The organism is Chryseobacterium koreense CCUG 49689 (genome assembly GCF_001045435.1).
GTDB classification, from domain to species: domain Bacteria; phylum Bacteroidota; class Bacteroidia; order Flavobacteriales; family Weeksellaceae; genus Kaistella; species Kaistella koreensis.
Map to the genome: position 1 here is coordinate 51,847 of NZ_LFNG01000006.1, position 21,250 is coordinate 73,096.

A 21,250-nucleotide genomic window follows, 5' to 3' on the forward strand; every position below is an offset into this window, starting at 1 on the left:
CTGCCTATTTCTTTAAATATTCATCAAAATAATCCGTCACTTTCTGCATCAGGTGAACCCTGTCTTTGCCCAAAACATTATGGGCATGACCGGGATAAACAAAGTAATCCATCTGAACTCCATGATCCACCGCAGCTTTCAGGAATTTGATTGAATGTTGCCAAACCACCACATTATCCTGCGCTCCATGAATCATGAGCAAATGTCCTTTCAGATTTTGGACTTTATCCAAAAGATTGGCCTGTTTGTAACCTTCCGGATTATTTTGAGGGGAATCCATATATCTTTCGGTGTACATGATTTCATACATATTCCAATCGATAACCGGACCACCCGCAACTCCCACTTGGAAAACTTCCGGATGTTTCAGCATCATACTCGTGGTCATAAATCCGCCAAAACTCCACCCATGAATCCCCATTTTATCGGCGTTTACATAAGGTAGCGATTTCAGGTACTCCACTCCTTTCAACTGGTCGCTCATTTCAATTTCGCCTAAATTTCGGAAAACGGCCTGTTCAAATTTCTGCCCGCGATTGGAGGAACCTCTTCCATCCATGGTGAAAACGATATAGCCTCTTTGCGCCATATATTCATACCACAGATTTCCGGAAGCCGGAAAGGAATTCGTAATCAACTGCAAATGAGGGCCATTGTAAAGGTAAACGATCACGGGATATTTTTTGGTAGCATCAAAATCTGTGGGCAAAATCAGTTTGCCATAAAGCGGAGTTCCATCATCTGCATTTAAGCTCACATTCTTGATTTCGGGTCTTTGATAATTTTTCAATGGATTTTCCGCGGTCAGAATATTTTTGGATTTCAGGTTATTGGTATTGATCAGATTTACCATTCGCGGTGATGAGGCATTGGAATAGCTGTCATAGAGATAATTTCCATCTGCACTCAAAATCCCGGTATGCATTCCTGCACCTGTGTCTAATCTTTCCGTTTTAAAGGTGTTCCAGTTTACTTTGTAAAGGTGTCTTTCCAAAGGAGTTTCCTGTGTGGAGGTATAGAAAATTTCCTTCTTTTTTTCATTGAATCCAAGCAAATCCGTCACCACCCAATTTCCTTTGGTGATTTGGGAAACCAAACCAGAATTCACATTGTAGTGGAACAAATGATTGAAACCAGTTCTTTCACTTTGCCAGATAAAATCAGTGCTGGAATTCGGAAAGAAAGTGAGCTGATGTTGTGGCTCCACATATTTCTCGTGTTTTTCTTCAAAAATGGTTTTGATGAAATCTCCGCTGGAAACCTCATATTGGTTCATCTTCAAATCATTTTGGTCACGGTTTAGGACTCCGATAAAAACGGATTTAGAATCGGGATTCCATGTAATTACGGTGAGGTACTGCTCCGGATCACCTTCCGTTTTCACGAAGGTAGTTTTATTGGTTTTAAGGTCATAAATGCCCAAAGTCACGTGGTGGGATTTGGTTCCCGCCATTGGATACTTGATGTTTTTGTTCACCGCCGGAACCACGCTCCAATCGATAATCGGGTAATCACTGACCATGGTTTGATCCATTCTGTAGAAAGCAATTTTTGAATTATCCGGTGAGATAAAAATCCCTTTTGTAATTCCAAATTCCTGTTGGTGAACCGATTTACCGTTCACGATGTTTTCATCCGCATCGTTGGTAATTTGGGTGACTTTTCCGTTTCTATTTACGAACAAATTATTTTTTACGGTATATACAAAACCACTTTCATCAGTGAAAAGCTCAGTATTTTCCGCATTTTCATCCAAGGTTGCCCAGTCTTTTACCTTCCAGTCTTTCCCCGATTTTTCAATGCGGTAATATTTAGAGTCTTGCGAAAAATATCCTTTATCCTTATTAATGAAGGTAATCCTAGGAAAACTTTTCAGTTGCTTTTCCGCCGAAAGACCTTTGTTCAGTTGCGACAAAGAAACCAATGTATCCTGTTTCATGCTTTGTACTTCGGTCACCAAATAGCCATTTTTCACCGTCTGGTAAAAAGATTTGTGATCATTGCTCCAAGAAAATCCTGAGATATTTTTTACCGCAAGATTGCTTCGGAGTCCATTGACTGCTTCCGCAATCGTGAATTTTTGATTTTGACCAAAAAGAAAAGTCCCCGCAACGAGGAATAGCAAAGATATTTTTGAAAATTTCATCTCGAAAATTTTAGGTGGCTAAATTTAAGAAATAAAATTGACGTGTTAAAAGACTGTTAAAAAACGCAATAAAATGTCTTCCTGATCCGGAAAACAAACTAGTAAATGCTCCCCAAAAAAGGATCTTTGGTGGATGGAGCTGGATTCCATTGGTACTGATGCGTCCAATAAGCAATCTTCATCGATAAAATTCCCAGACCTGCCCCAAAAAGCACATCTGAAATATAGTGCTTGTTATTTGCAATCCGCATTAATCCAACTCCCGTCGCAACTCCATAAGCGGCAAATGGCACCCACTTATGGTTTTCGCCATATTCGATTGAAAGCATTGTGGCGCCTGCAAAAGCATTTGCAGTATGACCGGAAGGAAAAGAAAATGAGGTTCCATCGGGACGGGTTTCATTAAGTGTTGTTTTGAGCAAATACACCATTCCCAGATTCAGGAGTTGTCCTTTGATCAAGATCGCGGTTCGGTTTTTCCAGTCTGTCCGCGGTTTCATACCGATCCATTCGAAACCGTAAACAGCGGCAAAGGGAAACATTTGGGCATAGTCATCAAAATGGTTCTGAAATCCCGGAAGGTGCTCGTTCCGGAATTCTGCAATTTCATTTTTAATGGATCCGTTTCCGTTTCCGTTTGTCGCGATCCCCGAAACCATTAATCCAACAGGAAAATAAAGCTTTTTGTACTGAAATTCTAGCCTTTTGTTTTCGAGTTTTATGCTATCTTTATCCTGGGAGAAGGACAGGAGCAAAAAATTGAAAACCAAAAAAAGGGAAATCCATTTCTTCATCCGTGAAATTTTAGGCAAAACTAAAGGAAATTATTTCATTATGAATTAAAAGAAACAAAAATCCTCTTCACCAGCTGTTTTTCTGCTTGAAGGATTCTTTCATAATCACCACTGCCTCACTTCTCGTTCCCTAAGTCAAAAAAAAACCATAACCTACTGATTTTCAATATTCAATTCTCAACATAATATTTATTACCATACATCAATGATGGAAATTCAATCTTGCATTATTTTTGCATAAGAAATTAATCATTAACCCAAATAAATATCAGTATGGCAACTAAATGGAACTTAGACCAAGCTCACAGCGAAATCAACTTCAAAGTAAGACACATGATGATCGCTAATGTGAAAGGGGAATTCAAAAATTTCAATGTGGATCTGGAAAGTGAAGACGATAACTTCAAAAATGTGAAAGCTCACGCCGTAATTGAGACCGATTCTGTGAATACCAACAATACCGACAGAGACAATCACTTGAGATCAGCTGAGTTTTTTAATGCAGCTGAGCATCCGCAAATTACTTTTGACACTACTTCTTTGAATGATGAAATTACTGGAAACCTTACCATCAATGGAATTACGAAACCAATTGCTTTGGAAGTGGATTTCGGTGGAATCAATGTGGATCCATGGGGACAAACCAAAGCCGGTTTTTCTTTCGAAGGGAAAATCAAAAGAAGCGATTTCGGATTAAACTGGAATGCAGCGCTTGAAGCAGGCGGAGTGATGGTTTCCGAAGAGGTGAAAATCTCTGGCGACCTTCAGTTCATCAAAGCATAAAAATCATCGCTTTACCACATTGGTGTTGTTCGAAAAGGCTAGAATCATTTAGTTCCTTTCGTGCAACACCTTTTTTTCGAAGATACAGAATTAAATTTATCCAAAATGAACCTCAACGAACTTTCCAATATTTCAAACGATTTTAAAAATACCGAAAAAATGCCTGTCCTATTTCTCGGGCATGGCTCACCAATGAACGCGATTGAGGAGAATATTTTTGTACAGGGTTTCAGGGATATTGCGAAAGAAATCCCTAAACCCAATGCGATTCTCTGTATTTCTGCGCATTGGCTCACTGAAGGAACTTTTGTGACCGCAATGGAAAATCCAAAAACCATCCATGATTTCTATGGTTTCCCGAAAGAACTTTTTGATGTGCAATATCCCGCGAAAGGAAATCCGGAATTGGCAAAGGAAACCAAGGAACTGCTTCTGCCAAATTTTGTGGAGGAGGATCAAAGTTGGGGACTCGATCACGGTGCGTGGTCAGTGCTGAAGCATCTTTATCCGAATGCCGATATTCCGGTGATTCAGCTCAGCATCGATTACCACAAACCAACACAATACCATTATGATTTGGCGAAGAAACTGGAAAAGCTTCGTCACAAGGGAATTCTGATTATTGGCAGTGGAAACATAGTCCATAATTTGAGGATGATTGACTGGCGAAATATCCACTCCATCGGTTCCGGTTGGGATTGGGCGATCGAAGCCCGCGAAAAAACCAACAACTGGATCTTGGACGGGAATATTCAAAACCTCCTGGATTACCAGAAGCATGGTTCGGCTATGCAAAACGCGGTACCAACTCCCGATCACTATTTGCCGATGATCTATTCTTTGGCGCTGAAGGACAAAACCGATGAAATCTCTTTGTTTAATGACGAACTGATCGGAGGAAGCTTGAGCATGACCAGCGTGAGAATTGGTTGATAAAGGAAACGTTGTTAGCGCTTGAAGCACTAACAACGCGCTCTCATTATCAGAAAGTTACCCAGTAAGTCGCATTATAAGACTTTGTGAAATTACTGATACAGTTCGGTGAGGTGATTCTCACTTTAACCGAAGAAATACCATTTTCTTTAGAATAGGAAAAGTTCGGTGTAGTGTCGTTCGAGGTTCTCACTTCGCCATTCGCATACGTTGTTTCCCAGTAGTATTTGTAATCGGCATTAGTAGTAGAAGGCACAAATGCTACGATCCCATCAGATTTCCGCATTTCACTGTAATTGGTAAAATCTGAGTTGCAATTGGCTGCGTTGGTCGTAGAATACTCGGATCGGTCTCGTGAAATTGTAGTCGCAACTGCACCTGAAGTGGCATAATTCCCTACTGCAATGGTTTTATTACATTGCGAAACCCCTTTGGGAGTAAGCATTGCAAGAGACAAAGTCATGTTTCCATTTGAATTTCCGGTTACCCGTACTGCCCGTCTTTTTGCATTGGGTGACATCGAAGCCACGGATCCGTGACTTTCCCACAGATGGCAATTGCTGCACTGCGCGTCGTCAATATCTACCGAATAAGTTGCTGTGGAACCTACCGGCAAATTTGAAGGTCCACTGATTGTACATTGTGCAAACGCACCCGTCATCAGCGCGGAGCTGAATAATACTAGTAGCTTTTTCATAATAATATTTTTAATGTATTGTTAAGAAAACAGCTACCAAAATCGTACCTTAAAAAAAAATTAAAGCAGAAAGTTCGACTTGAAATTTACAGGAATGCCTCATTTACAGAGGGTTAAGAGAAATCCAAAATTTTCTTCTTCATTGCGCTAAAAATTCTTCCAGTAATTAGAATCATACGTTTTCGTAAACGACCGCATGCATCTGGTGGAAATAATTTTGCCCGAAACCGTTACAATTCCGTTTTCTTTAGTGTAAGGAAATTGAGGAGACTTTTCGGTGGACTGTTTTTGCGCACCATCCATATAAACTACCGTCCATTCGTATTTGTAGTAATTTTCTGTTTTAGTTGGAGAGAAAGAGACCATTCCTTCAGTAATTTTTTCTTCCCTAAATTCGCTGAAATCAATATCGCAATTGGGATTGGTGATTCCTAGAGATGATTTGTTGATGGTAATGTTTTTCACCGGCTCTACAACATCTACCACTTTGCTGCATTGTACCATTCCTTGCGGCGCAATCATTGCCAGTGAGAGTATGGTTTGACCACCGGTATTTCCTTTTAGTTTAATGGAATTCTGTTTCACATCACCATCCACCGTTACGCGATCTCCATAGATGGTCCAAAGATGGCAGTCTTTACATTGTGCAATGTCTTTTTCCACAGTGTAAGTTTCTGTTTCGCCAATTTTTATGTTTGGATTTCCAATGATATAGCACTGTGAAAATCCCGCAGCAAAAATGAGCAGGCTCAATAAAAGCATATTTTTTTTCATCGCTTCTGTGTTTTAATTTAAAGTTTAAATACAAGGATTAAACCTGGATCACACCCAAATTAAATTTTTCCGTAACGGGGGCGTGATTGGCGGCTTCAATTCCCATGGAAATCCACTTCCGTGTGTCAATCGGATTGATGATGGCGTCCGTCCACAATCTTGCGGCGGCATAGGTGGATTCTGTCTGTTTCTGATATTTCTTTGAAATGGTGTCCAAGATTTCCTGTTCCTCCTGTTGAGAAATTTCTTTACCTTGTTTTTTAAGCGTAGAAGTTTGAATCTGCGCCAAAACTTTTGCAGCCTGACTTCCGCCCATCACGGCCAATTCAGACCACGGCCAAGCTACAATCAATCTGGGATCATAAGCTTTTCCGCACATCGCGTAATTTCCTGCTCCATAAGAATTGCCGGTAATCACTGTGAATTTCGGGACCACGGAATTGGAAACCGCGTTCACCATTTTTGCACCGTCTTTGATGATTCCGCCATGCTCCGACTTGGAACCCACCATAAATCCTGCGACATCCTGAAGGAAAACGAGCGGGATTTTTCTTTGGTTGCAATTGGCGATAAACCGGGTCGCCTTATCTGCGGAATCCGAGTAAATCACTCCACCGAACTGCATTTCGCCTTTTCCGCTTTTTACCAATTTTCTTTGGTTGGCCACGATTCCCACGCTCCAACCATCGATTCTTGCGGTAGCGCAGATAATTGTTTTTCCGTAGTCGGGTTTGTATTCTTCAAATTCTGAATTGTCCACCAAAGATTTGATGATCTCGAAAGTATCATATTGTTCGGTTCTGGAAATCGGCATCAAACCGAAAATATCTTCTATTTTGTGTTTGGGTGGGAAACTTTCAATTCGGTCAAAACCAGCTTTATCGAAATCGCCAAGCGACTTCATAATATTTTTGATACGGTCCAAAGCATCTTTGTCATCTTTAGCCTTGTAATCTGTTACTCCTGAAATTTCGCAGTGAGTGGTTGCACCTCCTAAAGTTTCATTGTCAATATTTTCTCCGATGGCGGCTTTCACCAAATAACTTCCCGCCAAAAAGATGGAACCGGTTTGATCCACGATCATCGCTTCGTCACTCATAATCGGCAAATAGGCACCACCTGCAACGCAACTTCCCATCACCGCGGAAATCTGCACGATTCCCATGGAGCTCATTTTGGCGTTGTTTCTGAAAATCCTGCCGAAATGTTCTTTATCAGGGAAAATCTCGTCTTGCATCGGAAGAAAAACCCCGGCTGAATCCACCAGATAAATAATTGGCAGTCTGTTTTCAATGGAAATTTCCTGGGCTCTGAGATTCTTTTTTGCAGTGATTGGAAACCAAGCTCCCGCTTTCACGGATGCATCATTGGCAACCACCAAACACTGTCTGCCGGAAACGTATCCCATCACCACCACAACTCCCGCACTGGGACAACCTCCCTGTTCTTGATACATTTCAAAACCGGCGAACGCACCAATTTCAATGGATTCTGCACCTTTGTCGAGGAGATATTCAATTCTTTCACGTGCAGTTAATTTGCCTTCTTCCCTTTGTTTTTGCAACCGTTTTTCGCCACCTCCTTTTTTAATTTCCGAAAGTAGTTTGTTGATTTCTGCAAGTTTCAGTTTATTGTGGTCTTCTCTTTTATTAAATTCTAAATCCATTCCTTAAAAAAAATTTCCATAAAGATAAGATATTTCAGCGTAAATGTTTCGGTTTCAACCATCTGTACTAAACGTTTGACTGACAGAAATTTAATTATCCTATTTTAACATTTTTTGAAAGCGTTTCTATATAATAATTCGCCAAAAATCTCGTTGAATGTAGAAAAATTGAAACAGTTTCAACCATTTTATATGCTGTTCCTAGTTTATTTTTTTTAATAGTTTATTATTTGAGGACCCCGAAAGTTGAAAGATTTTTGGGGTTTTTTTTGAGCATCGAGTTGCTGAATGCCAATTCCGAGAGGTCTAAGGCAATAGCTCAACTCAAACCAAATTCGTACTTTTGCGGAACTTCAAAACAGACAGTTTTTCATGGTCAATAAACCTGCACTTTTTCGGTTGCATTTCATCGTATTTTTATGGGGATTTACTGCTATTTTAGGAAAACTGATTCATGCCAATGCGCAGATTCTGGTTTTTTACCGAATGGCTTTTGCAGCGTTCTTCCTCTTTTTGTTCATCCGTTTTTTTCAGGGGGAAAGTCTAAAGATTTCCAAGAAACTGTTCTTGCAGCTGTCCGCAATTGGTGGATTTATGGCGTTTCATTGGTTGTGTTTCTTCCACTCCATCAAGGTTTCCAATGTTTCCATCGCATTGAGTTGCCTCTCGCTTTCCACGCTTTTTGCGTCGATTCTTGAACCTATTATCTTTAAAAGAAAAATTGACATTTCAGAAGTCATCATGGGAATCGTGATTGTGATCTGCATGGGATTGATCTTTAAAACAGAATTTCAGTATAAGGAGGGAATTTTCTTTGGGATCTTAACGGCGATTTTCGGAACTGTTTTTTCCGTTTTTAATGGAAAAATCTTTGGCAAAACCAGTTCAGGAAATATTATTTTTTACGAAATTTTTTCGGGTTTGCTGATCCTAAGTTTTTTCTATTTGTTTACCGGTCAAATTTCCCAGCTCCATGAAATAAGTTACCGGGATTTGGCGTTAATCTTATTACTGGCAAGTATCTTTACCGCTTTTCCGATGCTGGAATCGGTTCAGCTGATGAAATATATTTCTCCGTTTACCTTGATCTTGACGGTAAATCTGGAGCCGATATATGGGATTATTCTCGCTTTTTTTATCTTTGGGGAATCTGAGCAGATGAGTCCGGTTTTCTATATTGCCTCATTGATAATGATTCTGGCGATTGTTGCAAACGGCGTGATAAAGCAAAGAAGAAATGCCGCGACCAAAAAATTAGAAATTTGATGAGAAAACTCTTCCTTACTTTTTTAATTCTTTCAGGAATCCTTTCCCAAGCACAAATCGTGAGAAAATACTCGAACGAGTTTTTGAATATTGGCGCCGGTGCAAGAGGTTTGGCAATGGGAGGAGCGGTGATTTCCAACCAAAACGACGTGTATTCCCCAATGTGGAATCCGGCAGGACTGATCGGAATCGAGCGCGATTGGCAAGGAGCGGCAATGCACGCGGAATATTTCGAATCCATCGCAAAATACGACTATATCGCTTATGCAAAAGCACTTGATCACAAAAACGGAACTTTCGCCATTTCTGTTGTCAGATTGGGTGTGGATAATATTTTGAACACCACTCAAATGATCGATTCCGAAGGAAATATTGATTATGACAAAATCACCAGTTTTTCCCAGTCCGATTATGCGGGAATATTGTCTTACGCATTTAATCCGGGTGGAAATCAAAAACTTGCAGTGGGAGTGAATGCGAAACTGGTCTATAGAAATGTCGGTAAATTCGCAAACGGATTCGGATTTGGATTTGATTTGGGAGCACTTTATTTTGCGGATACCGGTTGGAAATATGGTGCAATGCTGAGAGACGCCACAACCACCGTGAATTTCTGGAACGTGAACCAAAAGGAACTTTCCGCCGTGGTGAATGGTGAGGAATTCAACCCCGCTCCAAAAGACAAAATGGAAATCACCATGCCGAAACTGAACCTGGGCATGAGCAAAAATTTTGAGATCAACCGTGATCTGGAACTGGAACCGGAAGCAGGTCTCAATATCGATTTCGCCAAAACTGCTGCTCTGATTTCCACAGATTTTGCAAGCATTACACCTTATGCAGGTGCTGAATTGAAATTTCAGGATATGATTTTTGTGAGAGTGGGCGTCAACCGTTTTCAAACCGTCACCGACATCGAAAGTCTGAAGAGAAAAATTTCCTTTCAGCCCAGCGCGGGAATCGGGATAAAATATCAGGGGCTGACTTTGGACTACGCCATTACCAATTCGGGAGTCGGCGGCTCCAACTTTTATTCCAATTTCTTTTCTTTGAAACTGGATATGGGCAATTTCAGGAATTAAGTTACCTTTGTTTAAGTCAATGAAAAAATCATGAAAAACATCTTTAAATTATCTTTTATTTTCCTGTTTGCAATACTTTCCGGACAAAATATTTCCGATTACCAATATATTTTTATCCCCAAAGAGTTCGCCAATGCAAAGGCCAACAAATACGGCTTGAGCGACCTGTTGGCAAAGAAATTGAAAAGCAAAAAATACGTAATTCTGACCGATCCGATCCAAACCAGCTGCGAGTCATTACATGCGGAAATTGTAGACACCGGAAATTTTCTCACCAACAAAGTTCGGGTAGATTTCAAAGACTGCCAAAATAAGACGATTGCAACTTTTGACGGAAAATCAAACCTTAAGGAATTAGAAGAAGGAATGCAGAATGCGCTGGAAAACGCCATGAAAGGAATCAATGTTTCAAATCCCGTAACTCACGCGTCGTCCCAAATGACAGAGCCGACTGAAACAGTTTCCAAGAACGAAAATGCAAACCCGAAACCAAAAACCGAAACCCAAAACGGAATCGCTGCGCAAAATAATGCAGAAGTCTATACCAATGGGACTTTGACTTTAAACAAAATTAAACTCTCTGAAAATCAGTTTATTTTAGCAAATCCGAATCAATCCGTTCCCTACGCAGTTTTCTCCGCAACCTCCAAAAAAGATGTTTACCGGGTTCAGCTGGAAAACGGTACGGCGACTTTCGGTTATTTTGAAAACGGAAATATTGTGATTGAGACCCCTAATTCTGATGGAAGTTTTGGAAAGCAGGTTTTTTCCAGGAAATAATTAATCCGTTCCGTTAAAATATTCAAAGACCACTTTCCCCCGTGATTTCCCGAGGATCTCTTCCAGAGTTTCCAAATTGGATTCACGGATCCTTTTCACAGATTTCAACTTTGAAAGCAAAAGTTCCACTGATTTCTCTCCCACTCCGGGAATTTCTTCCAGCTCGGATTTGATGGTAGAATTTTTTCTGCGGGTTCTGTGGTGTTTCACGCCGAAACGATGGGATTCGTCGCGAACCCTTTGAAGAATTTTTAAAGTCTCCGATTTTTTGTCAATATAAAGCGGAATAGAATCTTCAGGAAAATAGATTTCTTCCAAACGTTTTGCAATTCCAATAATGGTGATTTTCCCATAAAGTCCCAAAAGCTTCAAACTCTTTACCGCAGAGGAAAGCTGCCCTTTTCCGCCATCAATCAATATTAATTGCGGAAGTGGCTCGTTCTCTTCAATCAGCCTTTTATACCGGCGATAAACCACTTCTTCCATGGTCGCAAAATCATTCGCTCCCTCAACCGTTTTCGGATGGAAAATCCGGTAATCGCTTTTGCTCGCTTTTCCGTCTTTAAAAACCACGCACGCCGAAACCGGGTTCGTTCCCTGAATATTTGAATTGTCGAAACCCTCGATGTGGCGCGGTTCAACCGGCATTCTCAACAGTTTTTGCATTTCCGCCATGATTCGGTTCGTGTGCCTTTCCGGATCCACGATTTGGACCTGTTTCAATTTTTCCACCCGGTATTCCTTCGCGTTTTTTTCTGAGAGTTCCACGATTCGCTTTTTATCGCCCACTTTTGGCACAATCAGCTTCACATTGGGAATCTCGGTGGGAAGGTGAAACGGCAACAAAATTTCCTTGGAATCCGAATTGAATTTTTGCCGGATTTCGATAATCGCCTCTTCCAAAATATCTTCATCGGTTTCCTCCAAGACTTTTTTGATTTCGGTGGTGTAGCTTTGAATGATATTTCCGTTCTGGATTTTGAAATAGTTCACATAAACCGCCGTTTCGTCGCTCGTCATCCCGAAAACATCCACATCGTCAATATTCGGATTTACCACGGTGTGCTTATGTTCGTAATCCTCAAGCAATGCCATGTTTTCCTTCACCGATTGGGCTTTTTCAAACTCCAGATTTTCAGCATATTGCATCATCTGACCAATCAAATGTTCCTTCGCTTTCCGGAAATCACCTTTGATAATCCCGCGGATGGCATCAACTTTCGAATCATAATGCTCTTTGCTTTCGAACATTTCACATGGCCCTTCACAATTTTTAATGTGGTATTCCAGGCAAACCTTGTATTTTCCCTCCGCGATTTTTTCAGGTGAAAGGTTCAGGTTGCAGCTTCGGATTTTATAAATATGTTTAATGGTTTCGAGCAAAACCTTTGCCGGACGAACTTTTGCATAAGGACCAAAATATTCCGAACCGTCCTTAATCAGATTCCGGGTCATAAAAATCCTCGGGAAATCCTCGTTTTTAATGCAAATCCATGGAAAAGACTTATCGTCCTTCATCATCACATTATAAAACGGCTGATGTTCCTTGATCAGGTTATTTTCAAGGAGAAGTGCGTCGTACTCGCTGTTTACCACAGTTGTTTCCAACCGGTGTATTTTCCCGACCATGATTTTGGTTCGGTAGCCGGAAAGATTTTTGTTGAAGTAAGAAAGGATCCTTTTCTTCAGATTTTTTGCTTTTCCCACATACAGAAGCTGCCCGTTTTTATCATAATAACGGTAAACTCCAGGATCTGAAGGCAAAGTTTTGAGCTGAAGTTCCAAATTGGGATTCATGGTACAAAAATAGGGAAATGGATTTGGAAATGGAATTTTCATAATCCTCGAAAAAACCGTAATTTTAAGACCAAATAATTAATAATGATTTACGGCATAGATACCTTCACTATTTCCGATATAATGGCTATTTTGGAAAATCCCAAGAAAGCGAAACTCAATAAGGCAGCAAAAGACAAGATTCTGAAATCCCAGAAAAACGTTCAGCAGATCGTAGAATCAGACCGCACGGTTTATGGCATCAACACCGGATTTGGACCACTTTGCGATGTGAAAATATCGGAAGAAGAAACCGCCCAACTTCAGCACAACCTGATCATTTCTCACGCAGTTGGCGTTGGGAAACCCATTCCCAAAGATTTTTCACGGGTGATGATGATTGCTAAAATCCACGCCCTTTCAAAAGGATTTTCGGGAGTTTCACTGGAGGTGATTGAACGACTGATCTTGATGTTGGAGAAAGACATCATTCCGGTTGTTCCCGAGCAAGGTTCTGTGGGCGCTTCCGGAGATTTAGCTCCGCTTGCGCATTTGGTTTTGCCGCTTCTGGGTTTGGGAAAAGTTTGGGAAAATGAACATCCCGCGGAAACTTCCAAAGTTTTGAAAAAACATGGCTTGAAACCATTAAAACTTGGACCAAAAGAAGGTTTAGGACTGATCAATGGAACCCAGTTCATTTTGGCGCACGCCATTTTAGGCTTAAATAAATTCGAATACTTACTGGATTTGGCAGATTTGACTGCAGCGTTAAGTCTGGAAGCTTATCGCGGTTCGGCAAGTCCTTTCAAGAAAGAACTTCATGAAATCCGACCGTTTGCGGGCAGCAAAAAAGTAGCGGCAAGAATGTTGAAATTCCTGAAAAATTCCGACAACCTGAAAAGCCATGAATTTTGCGACAGAGTACAGGATCCGTATTCCATGCGATGTGTTCCGCAAGTTCACGGCGCGAGCAGAAATGCTTTTGAACATCTGAAAAATCTGGCAGAAACCGAACTCAATTCCGTTACCGATAATCCCATAGTTTTAAGTGCGGAAGAATCAATTTCCGGCGGAAATTTCCATGGTCAGTTGCTGGCTTTGCCTTTGGATTACGCCACTTTGGCGGCGGCAGAAATCGGGAATATTTCCGACCGCAGAAGTTATCTTTTGTTGGAAGGAAAATACGGACTACCAAAACTTTTGGTGGAAAGTTCCGGACTCAATTCGGGATTTATGATTCCGCAATACACTTCCGCGGCTTTAGTTACTGAAAATAAAACGCTTTGTTTTCCGGCATCGGCAGATTCCATTCCGACCAGTTTGGGACAGGAAGACCATGTTTCCATGGGAAGTATTTCGGGAAGGAAATTCAATCAGGTTTTAGGAAATCTTGAAAATATTTTGGCCGTGGAACTGATGTTCGGCGCACAGGGACTGGAATTCCGAAGACCTGCGAAATGCTCGAAATTCGTGGAAACCGCTTATGATTTAATTCGAACGAAAGTTCCAAAATTAGAGGATGACCGGTTGATCGGCGAAGATATTTTAGCGATCGCGCAACTGATAAAAGACAGGAAATTTGAGGTGAATTAATTTACCTGAAAACCTTAACTTCGTTAACTTTAAAAATAAAATTCAAAATAAAAGTTTAGGAATGGAAAAAAGAACAGCGTTATACGACAAACACGTTTCTTTGGGGGCTAAAATGGTGCCTTTTGCAGGATTCGAAATGCCGGTTCAATATTCTGGCGTAACCGAAGAACATTTTGCGGTACGCGAAAAAGTGGGCATCTTCGATGTTTCACACATGGGACAGTTTTTTGTGGAAGGTCCTTCTGCAAAAGATTTGCTGCAATACATCACCACCAATAATGTGGATTTGCTTGAAGACGGAAAAGCGCAATACTCTTGTCTGCCGAATGGAAATGGCGGAATTGTGGACGATCTGATCATCTACAAAATGAACGATGAAAAATATTTTATCGTAGTAAACGCATCAAACATCGATAAAGACTGGAAACAGTTCCAAAAATACAATGACCGATTCGGAGCAAAATTGACCAATGCTTCCGATGAAATGTCACTGATTGCGATTCAGGGTCCGAAAGCGACAGAAACTTTGCAAAAATTGACAGACACCAATCTTTCCGAAATTCCTTACTATCATTTCGTGGAAGGAACTGTGGACGGCGTTTCCCATGTCATCATCTCAAACACGGGATACACCGGAAGCGGCGGTTTCGAGATTTACTTTAAAAACGAGGATGCCGTGAAACTTTGGGACGCATTGACGGAAGCCGGAAAAGAATTCGGATTGATTCCTTGCGGACTGGCTTCCAGAGATACTTTGCGCCTGGAAAAAGGGTTCTGTCTTTATGGAAACGATATTGACGACACCACCTCCCCACTCGAAGCCGGATTGGGTTGGATCACCAAATTCGACAAGGATTTCGTGGACAGGGAATTTCTTGCAAAACAAAAGGAAGAAGGCATTTCCAGAAAACTGGTCGGTTTTGAAATGCAGGAAAGAGCCATTCCAAGACACGGATATGTGGTGGTGGATTCCGAAGGAAATGAAATCGGCGTGGTGACTTCCGGAACGATGAGTCCGATGAAAAGTATAGGAATCGGTTTGGCTTACGTCGCAAAACCTAATTTCAAGATAGGTTCAGATATTTTCATCCAGATCAGAAATAAAAACGTTCCCGCCAAAGTGGTGAAAACTCCTTTTGTGTAAGGATTTGTTTCTTATCAGCTCTAAAAAAAAAATGAAGGACTTTGTAATAAAGTCCTTCATTTTTTAGGTAAACGGAATTTTCTTCGAATCAGATTTTGGACATTTCAGTCTTAATTTTATCCTGCAAACCTGCACTGGCTGCAACCAAAGGAAGTCTGAGATAATTTTTCACAATTCCCATTTCAGCCAAAACGAATTTGATTCCGGCAGGATTTCCTTCGGCAAAAATCAGTCGGGTGATTTCCACCAGTTTGTTGTGGATTTCATAAGCTTCTTTCACTTTTCCGTCAAAAGCAAGCTGTACCATGGTTGAAAATTCTTTCGGATAAGCTTGTCCGATCACCGAAATCACACCGTTTCCACCTGCCAAAGTTACAGGGAGCGTAAATTCGTCGTCCCCTGAAACCAAATTGAAATTTGCCGGTTTTTTCCTTAAAATATCGAAATACTGCAAAATGTTCGGCGCGGCTTCTTTGACCATTATTAAATTCGGGAAATCGTTTGCCAGTCGAAGGGTTGTTCCTGCCTCAATATTTTGTCCGGTTCTGGAAGGAACGTTGTAAATAATGATGTTTTTGCCGGTTCCCGCCAAAACTTTGTAATGTTGGTAAAGCCCTTCCTGGTTCGGTTTGTTGTAATATGGCGAAACAGAAAGCACGGCTTCGAATGCGGATAAGTCAGTTTCTTCAATTTGTTTCTTCACCGCCATCGTATCATTTCCGCCAATTCCCAAAACCAACGGAAGACGGCCATTATTTACTTTAATAATATGGTTGATTACCGCGGTTTTTTCATCAGAGGACAGGGTCGCAGATTCCCCGGTCGTTCCTAGAACCACCAAATAATTGGTGCCATTTGCAATATTGAACTCCACCAGTTTTGTCAGCGAATCGAAATCAACCGAAAGATCCTCATTGAAAGGCGTTACCAAAGCAACACCAACTCCTCTTAAATTGCTCATTTTAAATAAAATTAATGTTTCAAAATTACGAAAATTAATGCGAGAATTTGCGAAAAAAAATCAGAACTTAATATTCATATCTCTATATTTGCAACTCTAGATAATATCTCAATGAAAAACAGATTTCTGATTCTTGGACTGATCGTTTTGTCGCTTTCATCTTGCCGAACCGCGATGACTGTGGCCAAAGTGAGCCCCGAGAAAAATATTTCCATTGCAAAAGATTTACCGGAAGATCCCACATTCACTCAATTCATCGAACCTTACAAAAACGAGTTGGAAGGAAAAATGAATACCAAGATTTCTCACACCAATGTGGATTTAAACAAACAGGGAGACAACAGCAATCTCGGGAATTTGCTTGCAGATTATACCTTTGAAGGAGCAGACAACTGGGCCAGGAAAAACGGAATCCCAACCGGTGTGGATGCTGCGGTGATCAATGTAGGCGGAATCCGGTCCACGATCGGGAAAGGAGATATTCTGACCAAACATGTATACGAAGTGATGCCTTTTGAAAATGAGGTGATGATCGTGAAGATGAAAGGTTCGGATTTGAAAGGTCTTTACGAATATTATGCGAAAACCCAGAAAAACAATCCTGTTTCCAGACTATATATTGAAACCGATAACGGAATGAGTGTGAAGGAATTGATCAATGGAAAAGAAGTGGATCCCGCTAAAACTTACTACATCGCGACTTCAGATTATTTGGCTTTAGGTGGCGACAACATGGCGTTTTTTGGCAAAGGCGAAATGATTTCGACCGGAATTAAACTGCGGGATTTGTTCCTGGAAAAATTCAAAGAAAATCCAGAAATCACCATTCCAAAAGACGTGCGACTACTTTTTAAAAACAAAAAGAACAAAACCGATGACTAGAGAGCAATTTCTGAAAATGATTGGTGGCGGAACTTTAGCGATGACTTTAGCTCCGAATTTGCTTTTAGCAGAAAACCTAAAGTTTCTGGAAAAATCATCTGCAACCAAACTGACTATTCTCCACACCAATGACCAGCACAGCAGAATCGAGCCGTTTGATTCCAGCTACAGCAGAAATCCGAACCAGGGCGGTTTTGCAAGAAGGGCGGCTTTGATCCAAAAAATCCGAAAGGAGGAAAACAACGTCCTTTTATTGGATTCGGGAGATACTTTTCAGGGAACGCCGTATTTTAATTTTTTCGGTGGCGAACTGGAATTTAAGTTAATGTCGATGATGGGTTATGATGCCTCCACGATGGGAAATCATGATTTCGACAATGGCTTGGAAGGCTTCAAAAAAGTTCAGCCCAATGCGAAATTTCCATTCATCTGTTCGAATTATGACTTTAAAAACACCATTTTAGACGGACACACAATTCCCTATAAGACTTTCCAAAAAAACGGCATTAAAGTCGGAATTTTCGGCGTGGGAATTGAACTCGCCGGATTGGTCGGGAAGAAAAGTTATGGCGAAACGGTTTACCGAAATCCCATAGAAATCGCTCAGCACTATTCGGAATTTCTAAGGAAAGAACAAAAATGCGATTTGGTGATTTGCCTCTCGCATATCGGATATGATTACAAAGACGATCCCAAAAAGATTTCAGACAAATTGTTGGCAGCAAACACAGACGGAATCGATTTGATTCTGGGCGGACACACCCACACCTTTTTGCCTGAACCACAAAACTTTATCAACAAAAGCGGGAAAAATGTCCTGGTGAACCAAGTTGGCTGGGCTGGATTGCTTTTGGGAAGAATCGATTTTTATTTCGATGAAAATAAAACCGTGAAAAATATTTCGTGGCACAATCAAGTTATAGATGAAAAAATTTTAGTTTAGCCCAATGATGAAGAAATCCCTACTTTTTTTATTGTTAATATCTGTTTCGCAAACATTTGCACAGGTAATCACCTCCAGCAAATGGAGCGACCTATTTTCTTACAACAACGTACTGGAAATCCGTGAAGATGCAGGAAAGCTCATTGCAGCCACTGAAAACGGAATTTTTTACTACACTCCGGCTACCGGGGAAATCAAGAAACTCTCCAAAGCAAATGGTTTACATGAGGTGAAAATTTCTGCTTTTGACTATAATCCGGACACCAAAATAGGCCTTGTTGGCTACAGTAGCGGTTCCATGGACATTATTTCCCCGGAGGGAATTACATTCGTAGTGGACATTCCTATTGCAACCGGATATATGGGAGACAAAAAAATCAACCATATTCATATTACCGGAAATTTAGCGGTCATTTCAGTGGGTTATGGCGTTTCCATCTTTAAACTGGATAAAAAAGAATTCGGGGATTCCGCTTTCTTCAACAATGGTGGAGTTTATGATGCAGCACGAGAATCGGTCATTAAAGGTGACACCGTTTATTCACTAACCTCCACGGGTCTGAAGACCCACAAAATGGACGTAACTTTCCCGATTTACAGCACCTGGAACACTGCGGCATCCGGTAATTTCACGCAGATTTCTTTGTCAACAGCAGCGATGGCTTATGCAAACAGCACCACAGTATTTGTGGGTGACGGCACCACTTTTAATGCAATTCCAAAAACCTTTAATGGAGTGAAAGATGTGGTAGCCACTCCGCAGAATATTATTGTAGCGGATTCCCAGACTGTGCAAATTTTTAGTACTACAGGTGCTTTTGTAAAATCATACGATGCATCCGAATCTTTGAATACAGGTTTCTACAGCAATTCCGTGATATACGCAGGAACAGTACTCTCCGGAATGAAAAAGGAATCCGGTGAAATCCTGAAACCAGATGGACCCTATAATAATTTTTCATATAAAATTACTGTCAATGGCAGCGAACTGGTGGTTTCCACCGGATTCCGGGAAGCTCGTTTCAATTTTGCAGGGTACAATCCCAAAAATCTGGGTTTCTATTATTTCAATGGTTCTGAATGGATTTATCCGAGCTACTTCAAAAATAATCCTATTCAGTTTAATGTTTTGGACGCAGTTCAAAATCCATCCGTAAAAACTGATTTCTTTTTTACAAATTATAATCAGAACACAGGTCAGGGAATCTATCGAATGAAATACAATCCAGGCACTAAAGATTTTGATTTTCAAAAATACTATTCGCTGGGGAACAATTACTCTTACAACAGACCAGTTGGATTAACCTATACCGACACCGGAATCCTCTATGCGACGGCAAGTTACTACACCCCGACTTATTCCAATCACTCAACCGGATATCTGGCTTTCGACCCATCCAGTGACAGTTTCAACGGGAGAAACCTTTTGGTGGCTCCAAATGGAGAGGCGGTACAAAAAGCTTATATTTCGGAAGGATACCTTTGGATTCCATTTCCACGTTCCAACAATTTCGGAGCTGTGGATTACAAAAATACCCAACCTGTTTCTGATGACCAGATTTACGTCATTCAAAAAGATCAGGGATTACCAAGCAACTCCGGAGGAACGCTATCTTTCACGATCGATAAAAACGGTGACGGATGGATCGGAACGGAAAGTGGACTAAGGATTTTGAGATCCGCTGCAACTGAAATCAAGAACACGCCCACTGTGGAACCCATCATCATCGAACAAAATGGACTTGGAGAGGAACTATTCAGGGACAGTATCATTTTGCAGATCGAAGTGGATTCCGGAAATCAAAAATGGGTATCCATTGACGGCGGCGGTGTTTTTTATTTAAGTTCCACGGGTGAGCAAACCATTTTGCACTTTACCAAAGAAAACTCGCCGCTCCCTACAAATAGCGTGACAGACATAAAAGTTGACAGCAAAACCGGAAAAGTCTATTTCGTGACTGCAGACGGAATCATGGTTTACCAAGGTGACGTCTTAGATGTGACTTCCAACTTTGGAGATGTATTGGTGTATCCCAATCCCGTGGTTTATGCCAATTACAAAGGAAACGTCAGAATCAGGGGTTTAGCAGATAAGACCAACATCAGAATTACGGATGCCGCCGGAAACCTTGTTCACCAAGCCGTTGCGCGTGGTGGTTATTATGAGTGGGATCTCAATAACCAGCGTGGAGTCCGGGTAGCTTCCGGAATCTATTTTGTCTTAATGACCAATGCTGATGCAACCGATAAAGCGACCGCCAAAATCGCAGTGGTGAATTAATGCAAGATCAAAAATGCTTTCTCCTTTCCTACATCAAATACGGCGACAATGATGCTGTGCTGCATTGTTTCTCGCAGGAATCCGGATTTGAGAGCTTTTTTGCAAGAGGCATTTATGCGCCTAGAAACAAAAAAAAGCCCTATCTCATTCCGCTGATTTTACTGAATATCTCGATAATTCCCGCCAACAAATCAGGGAAAATTCCGAATATTTCGAAATTGGAACCGGCGGAGGAGCATGAAGAAAAAGGGAATCTTGTGCAAAACACCATCCTGTTTTTCGTGGCAGAATTCCTGAATCAGGTTTTAAGGGAGGAAAGGCAAAGCGAGACCATTTTCCATGAAATAACGGTAGTCCGGAAGGAAACCTTGGGCGGAAACATCAATGCTTATAATGCGTTTCTGGTGAAATTTCTCCAAATTTCCGGAATTGCCCCACTACTCAGCGATCAACAATTCCTTCATCCAGAATCGGGCACTTTCGGGCACGAAGAAATCCACGAATTATTTGATGAGAAACTTTCTCAGATTTGGCATCATTTTTTAGCTGCACCGAATCCCTATGAAATTTCATTGAAAAGAACTGACAGAAATCTGTTTACCGATTCGCTGATGCGCTATTACCAGATTCATTTTTCCGGTTTCCGGATCCCGAAATCGCTGGAAATCATGCGCCAGGTTTACGAATAGAATTTAATTCAAAAAAAAAAGCAACCCATTTCTGAGTTGCTTATTTTCTTTTTCGGAAGA

The 21,250-nt window shown here is 41.0% G+C and carries 18 protein-coding genes; 11 read left to right on the plus strand and 7 right to left on the minus strand.

From position 1 onward, the window contains the following. Positions 1 to 4: 4 nt before the first annotated feature. Together ACM44_RS04995 and ACM44_RS05000 are read right to left on the minus strand one after the other, a co-directional pair. Entirely contained in the window at positions 5 to 2,146 is a 2,142-nt protein-coding gene (locus ACM44_RS04995; RefSeq protein WP_048498968.1) for a S9 family peptidase, read from the minus strand. Positions 2,147 to 2,244: 98 nt separating this feature from the next. Then, the gene (locus tag ACM44_RS05000; protein ID WP_053215434.1) at positions 2,245 to 2,940 is read right to left on the minus strand and encodes a phosphatase PAP2 family protein; all 696 of its coding nucleotides are present in this window, start codon (positions 2,938 to 2,940) and stop codon (positions 2,245 to 2,247) included. Between the two features lie 273 nt (positions 2,941 to 3,213). Here ACM44_RS05000 and ACM44_RS05005 point away from each other — a divergent pair, with 273 nt between their 5' ends. Both ACM44_RS05005 and ygiD read left to right on the plus strand, forming a co-directional pair. Beyond that, positions 3,214 to 3,723 (plus strand): YceI family protein, encoded by a 510-nt coding sequence (locus tag ACM44_RS05005; protein ID WP_048498969.1) that lies wholly within the window; start codon positions 3,214 to 3,216, stop codon positions 3,721 to 3,723. A 105-nt stretch (positions 3,724 to 3,828) separates the two neighbouring features. Beyond that, positions 3,829 to 4,656: a 4,5-DOPA-extradiol-dioxygenase gene (ygiD, locus tag ACM44_RS05010; RefSeq protein ID WP_048498970.1), complete on the plus strand. Its 828-nt coding sequence runs from the start codon at positions 3,829 to 3,831 to the stop codon at positions 4,654 to 4,656. A gap of 49 nt (positions 4,657 to 4,705) precedes the next feature. On the opposite strand, the gene ACM44_RS05015 is transcribed toward ygiD, so the two are convergent. The 3 genes from ACM44_RS05015 to ACM44_RS05025 all read right to left on the minus strand — a co-directional run bounded on the left by ACM44_RS05015 (position 4,706) and on the right by ACM44_RS05025 (position 7,793). Continuing rightward, positions 4,706 to 5,353: a DOMON domain-containing protein gene (locus ACM44_RS05015; protein WP_048498971.1), complete on the minus strand. Its 648-nt coding sequence runs from the start codon at positions 5,351 to 5,353 to the stop codon at positions 4,706 to 4,708. A gap of 147 nt (positions 5,354 to 5,500) precedes the next feature. Beyond that, positions 5,501 to 6,127: a hypothetical protein gene (locus ACM44_RS05020; RefSeq protein WP_048498972.1), complete on the minus strand. Its 627-nt coding sequence runs from the start codon at positions 6,125 to 6,127 to the stop codon at positions 5,501 to 5,503. Positions 6,128 to 6,164: 37 nt separating this feature from the next. Then, the gene (locus ACM44_RS05025; RefSeq protein WP_048498973.1) at positions 6,165 to 7,793 is read right to left on the minus strand and encodes an acyl-CoA carboxylase subunit beta; all 1,629 of its coding nucleotides are present in this window, start codon (positions 7,791 to 7,793) and stop codon (positions 6,165 to 6,167) included. A gap of 372 nt (positions 7,794 to 8,165) precedes the next feature. Here ACM44_RS05025 and ACM44_RS05030 point away from each other — a divergent pair, with 372 nt between their 5' ends. The 3 genes from ACM44_RS05030 to ACM44_RS05040 are packed head-to-tail and all read left to right on the plus strand — an operon-like array spanning position 8,166 to position 10,921. Further along, positions 8,166 to 9,059, plus strand: a complete 894-nt coding sequence (locus tag ACM44_RS05030; RefSeq protein ID WP_048498974.1) for a DMT family transporter — start codon at positions 8,166 to 8,168, stop codon at positions 9,057 to 9,059. Further along, entirely contained in the window at positions 9,059 to 10,141 is a 1,083-nt protein-coding gene (locus tag ACM44_RS05035) for a putative type IX sorting system protein PorV2 (RefSeq protein ID WP_048498975.1), read from the plus strand. The genes ACM44_RS05030 and ACM44_RS05035 overlap by 1 nt, the downstream gene beginning before the upstream one ends. Before the next feature lie 30 nt (positions 10,142 to 10,171). Continuing rightward, complete coding sequence (locus ACM44_RS05040; protein WP_048498976.1) at positions 10,172 to 10,921, plus strand: hypothetical protein; 750 nt, start codon at positions 10,172 to 10,174, stop codon at positions 10,919 to 10,921. Here the strand turns inward: ACM44_RS05040 and uvrC are convergent, their stop codons facing one another. Further along, entirely contained in the window at positions 10,922 to 12,718 is a 1,797-nt protein-coding gene (gene uvrC, locus ACM44_RS05045; RefSeq protein WP_048499171.1) for an excinuclease ABC subunit UvrC, read from the minus strand. A gap of 84 nt (positions 12,719 to 12,802) precedes the next feature. On the opposite strand from uvrC, the gene hutH reads away from it, so the two are divergent. Together hutH and gcvT are read left to right on the plus strand one after the other, a co-directional pair. After that, entirely contained in the window at positions 12,803 to 14,290 is a 1,488-nt protein-coding gene (gene hutH, locus ACM44_RS05050) for a histidine ammonia-lyase (RefSeq protein ID WP_048498977.1), read from the plus strand. Between the two features lie 61 nt (positions 14,291 to 14,351). Further along, positions 14,352 to 15,434, plus strand: coding sequence for a glycine cleavage system aminomethyltransferase GcvT (gcvT, locus tag ACM44_RS05055; protein WP_048498978.1), 1,083 nt, complete (start codon positions 14,352 to 14,354; stop codon positions 15,432 to 15,434). Positions 15,435 to 15,522: 88 nt separating this feature from the next. Here the strand turns inward: gcvT and dapA are convergent, their stop codons facing one another. Beyond that, complete coding sequence (dapA, locus tag ACM44_RS05060) at positions 15,523 to 16,395, minus strand: 4-hydroxy-tetrahydrodipicolinate synthase (protein ID WP_048498979.1); 873 nt, start codon at positions 16,393 to 16,395, stop codon at positions 15,523 to 15,525. 111 nt (positions 16,396 to 16,506) lie between these two features. Between dapA and ACM44_RS05065 the strand changes: the two genes are divergently transcribed. The 4 genes from ACM44_RS05065 to recO are packed head-to-tail and all read left to right on the plus strand — an operon-like array spanning position 16,507 to position 21,190. Next, positions 16,507 to 17,277, plus strand: a complete 771-nt coding sequence (locus tag ACM44_RS05065) for a 5'-nucleotidase C-terminal domain-containing protein (protein WP_048498980.1) — start codon at positions 16,507 to 16,509, stop codon at positions 17,275 to 17,277. Beyond that, the gene (locus ACM44_RS05070; protein WP_048498981.1) at positions 17,270 to 18,220 is read left to right on the plus strand and encodes a bifunctional metallophosphatase/5'-nucleotidase; all 951 of its coding nucleotides are present in this window, start codon (positions 17,270 to 17,272) and stop codon (positions 18,218 to 18,220) included. Before ACM44_RS05065 ends, ACM44_RS05070 begins: the two co-directional genes overlap by 8 nt. Before the next feature lie 4 nt (positions 18,221 to 18,224). Continuing rightward, on the plus strand, positions 18,225 to 20,501 hold the full coding sequence (porZ, locus tag ACM44_RS05075; RefSeq protein ID WP_048498982.1) for a type IX secretion system anionic LPS delivery protein PorZ: 2,277 nt from the start codon (positions 18,225 to 18,227) through the stop codon (positions 20,499 to 20,501). After that, positions 20,501 to 21,190: a DNA repair protein RecO gene (recO, locus tag ACM44_RS05080; protein WP_048498983.1), complete on the plus strand. Its 690-nt coding sequence runs from the start codon at positions 20,501 to 20,503 to the stop codon at positions 21,188 to 21,190. The genes porZ and recO overlap by 1 nt, the downstream gene beginning before the upstream one ends. The last annotated feature ends 60 nt before the right edge of the window (positions 21,191 to 21,250 follow it).

Coding starts and splice junctions, on each gene's coding strand:
- uvrC (WP_048499171.1), bottom strand. CDS start 12,718: ATGAATCCCAATTTGGAACTTCAGCTCAAAACTTTGCCTTCAGATCCT.
- ACM44_RS04995 (WP_048498968.1), bottom strand. CDS start 2,146: ATGAAATTTTCAAAAATATCTTTGCTATTCCTCGTTGCGGGGACTTTT.
- ACM44_RS05070 (WP_048498981.1), top strand. CDS start 17,270: ATGACTAGAGAGCAATTTCTGAAAATGATTGGTGGCGGAACTTTAGCG.
- ACM44_RS05040 (WP_048498976.1), top strand. CDS start 10,172: ATGAAAAACATCTTTAAATTATCTTTTATTTTCCTGTTTGCAATACTT.
- ACM44_RS05000 (WP_053215434.1), bottom strand. CDS start 2,940: ATGAAGAAATGGATTTCCCTTTTTTTGGTTTTCAATTTTTTGCTCCTG.
- ACM44_RS05030 (WP_048498974.1), top strand. CDS start 8,166: ATGGTCAATAAACCTGCACTTTTTCGGTTGCATTTCATCGTATTTTTA.
- hutH (WP_048498977.1), top strand. CDS start 12,803: ATGATTTACGGCATAGATACCTTCACTATTTCCGATATAATGGCTATT.
- gcvT (WP_048498978.1), top strand. CDS start 14,352: ATGGAAAAAAGAACAGCGTTATACGACAAACACGTTTCTTTGGGGGCT.
- recO (WP_048498983.1), top strand. CDS start 20,501: ATGCAAGATCAAAAATGCTTTCTCCTTTCCTACATCAAATACGGCGAC.
- ACM44_RS05015 (WP_048498971.1), bottom strand. CDS start 5,353: ATGAAAAAGCTACTAGTATTATTCAGCTCCGCGCTGATGACGGGTGCG.
- ACM44_RS05035 (WP_048498975.1), top strand. CDS start 9,059: ATGAGAAAACTCTTCCTTACTTTTTTAATTCTTTCAGGAATCCTTTCC.
- ACM44_RS05020 (WP_048498972.1), bottom strand. CDS start 6,127: ATGAAAAAAAATATGCTTTTATTGAGCCTGCTCATTTTTGCTGCGGGA.
- ACM44_RS05025 (WP_048498973.1), bottom strand. CDS start 7,793: ATGGATTTAGAATTTAATAAAAGAGAAGACCACAATAAACTGAAACTT.
- ygiD (WP_048498970.1), top strand. CDS start 3,829: ATGAACCTCAACGAACTTTCCAATATTTCAAACGATTTTAAAAATACC.
- dapA (WP_048498979.1), bottom strand. CDS start 16,395: ATGAGCAATTTAAGAGGAGTTGGTGTTGCTTTGGTAACGCCTTTCAAT.
- ACM44_RS05005 (WP_048498969.1), top strand. CDS start 3,214: ATGGCAACTAAATGGAACTTAGACCAAGCTCACAGCGAAATCAACTTC.
- ACM44_RS05065 (WP_048498980.1), top strand. CDS start 16,507: ATGAAAAACAGATTTCTGATTCTTGGACTGATCGTTTTGTCGCTTTCA.
- porZ (WP_048498982.1), top strand. CDS start 18,225: ATGATGAAGAAATCCCTACTTTTTTTATTGTTAATATCTGTTTCGCAA.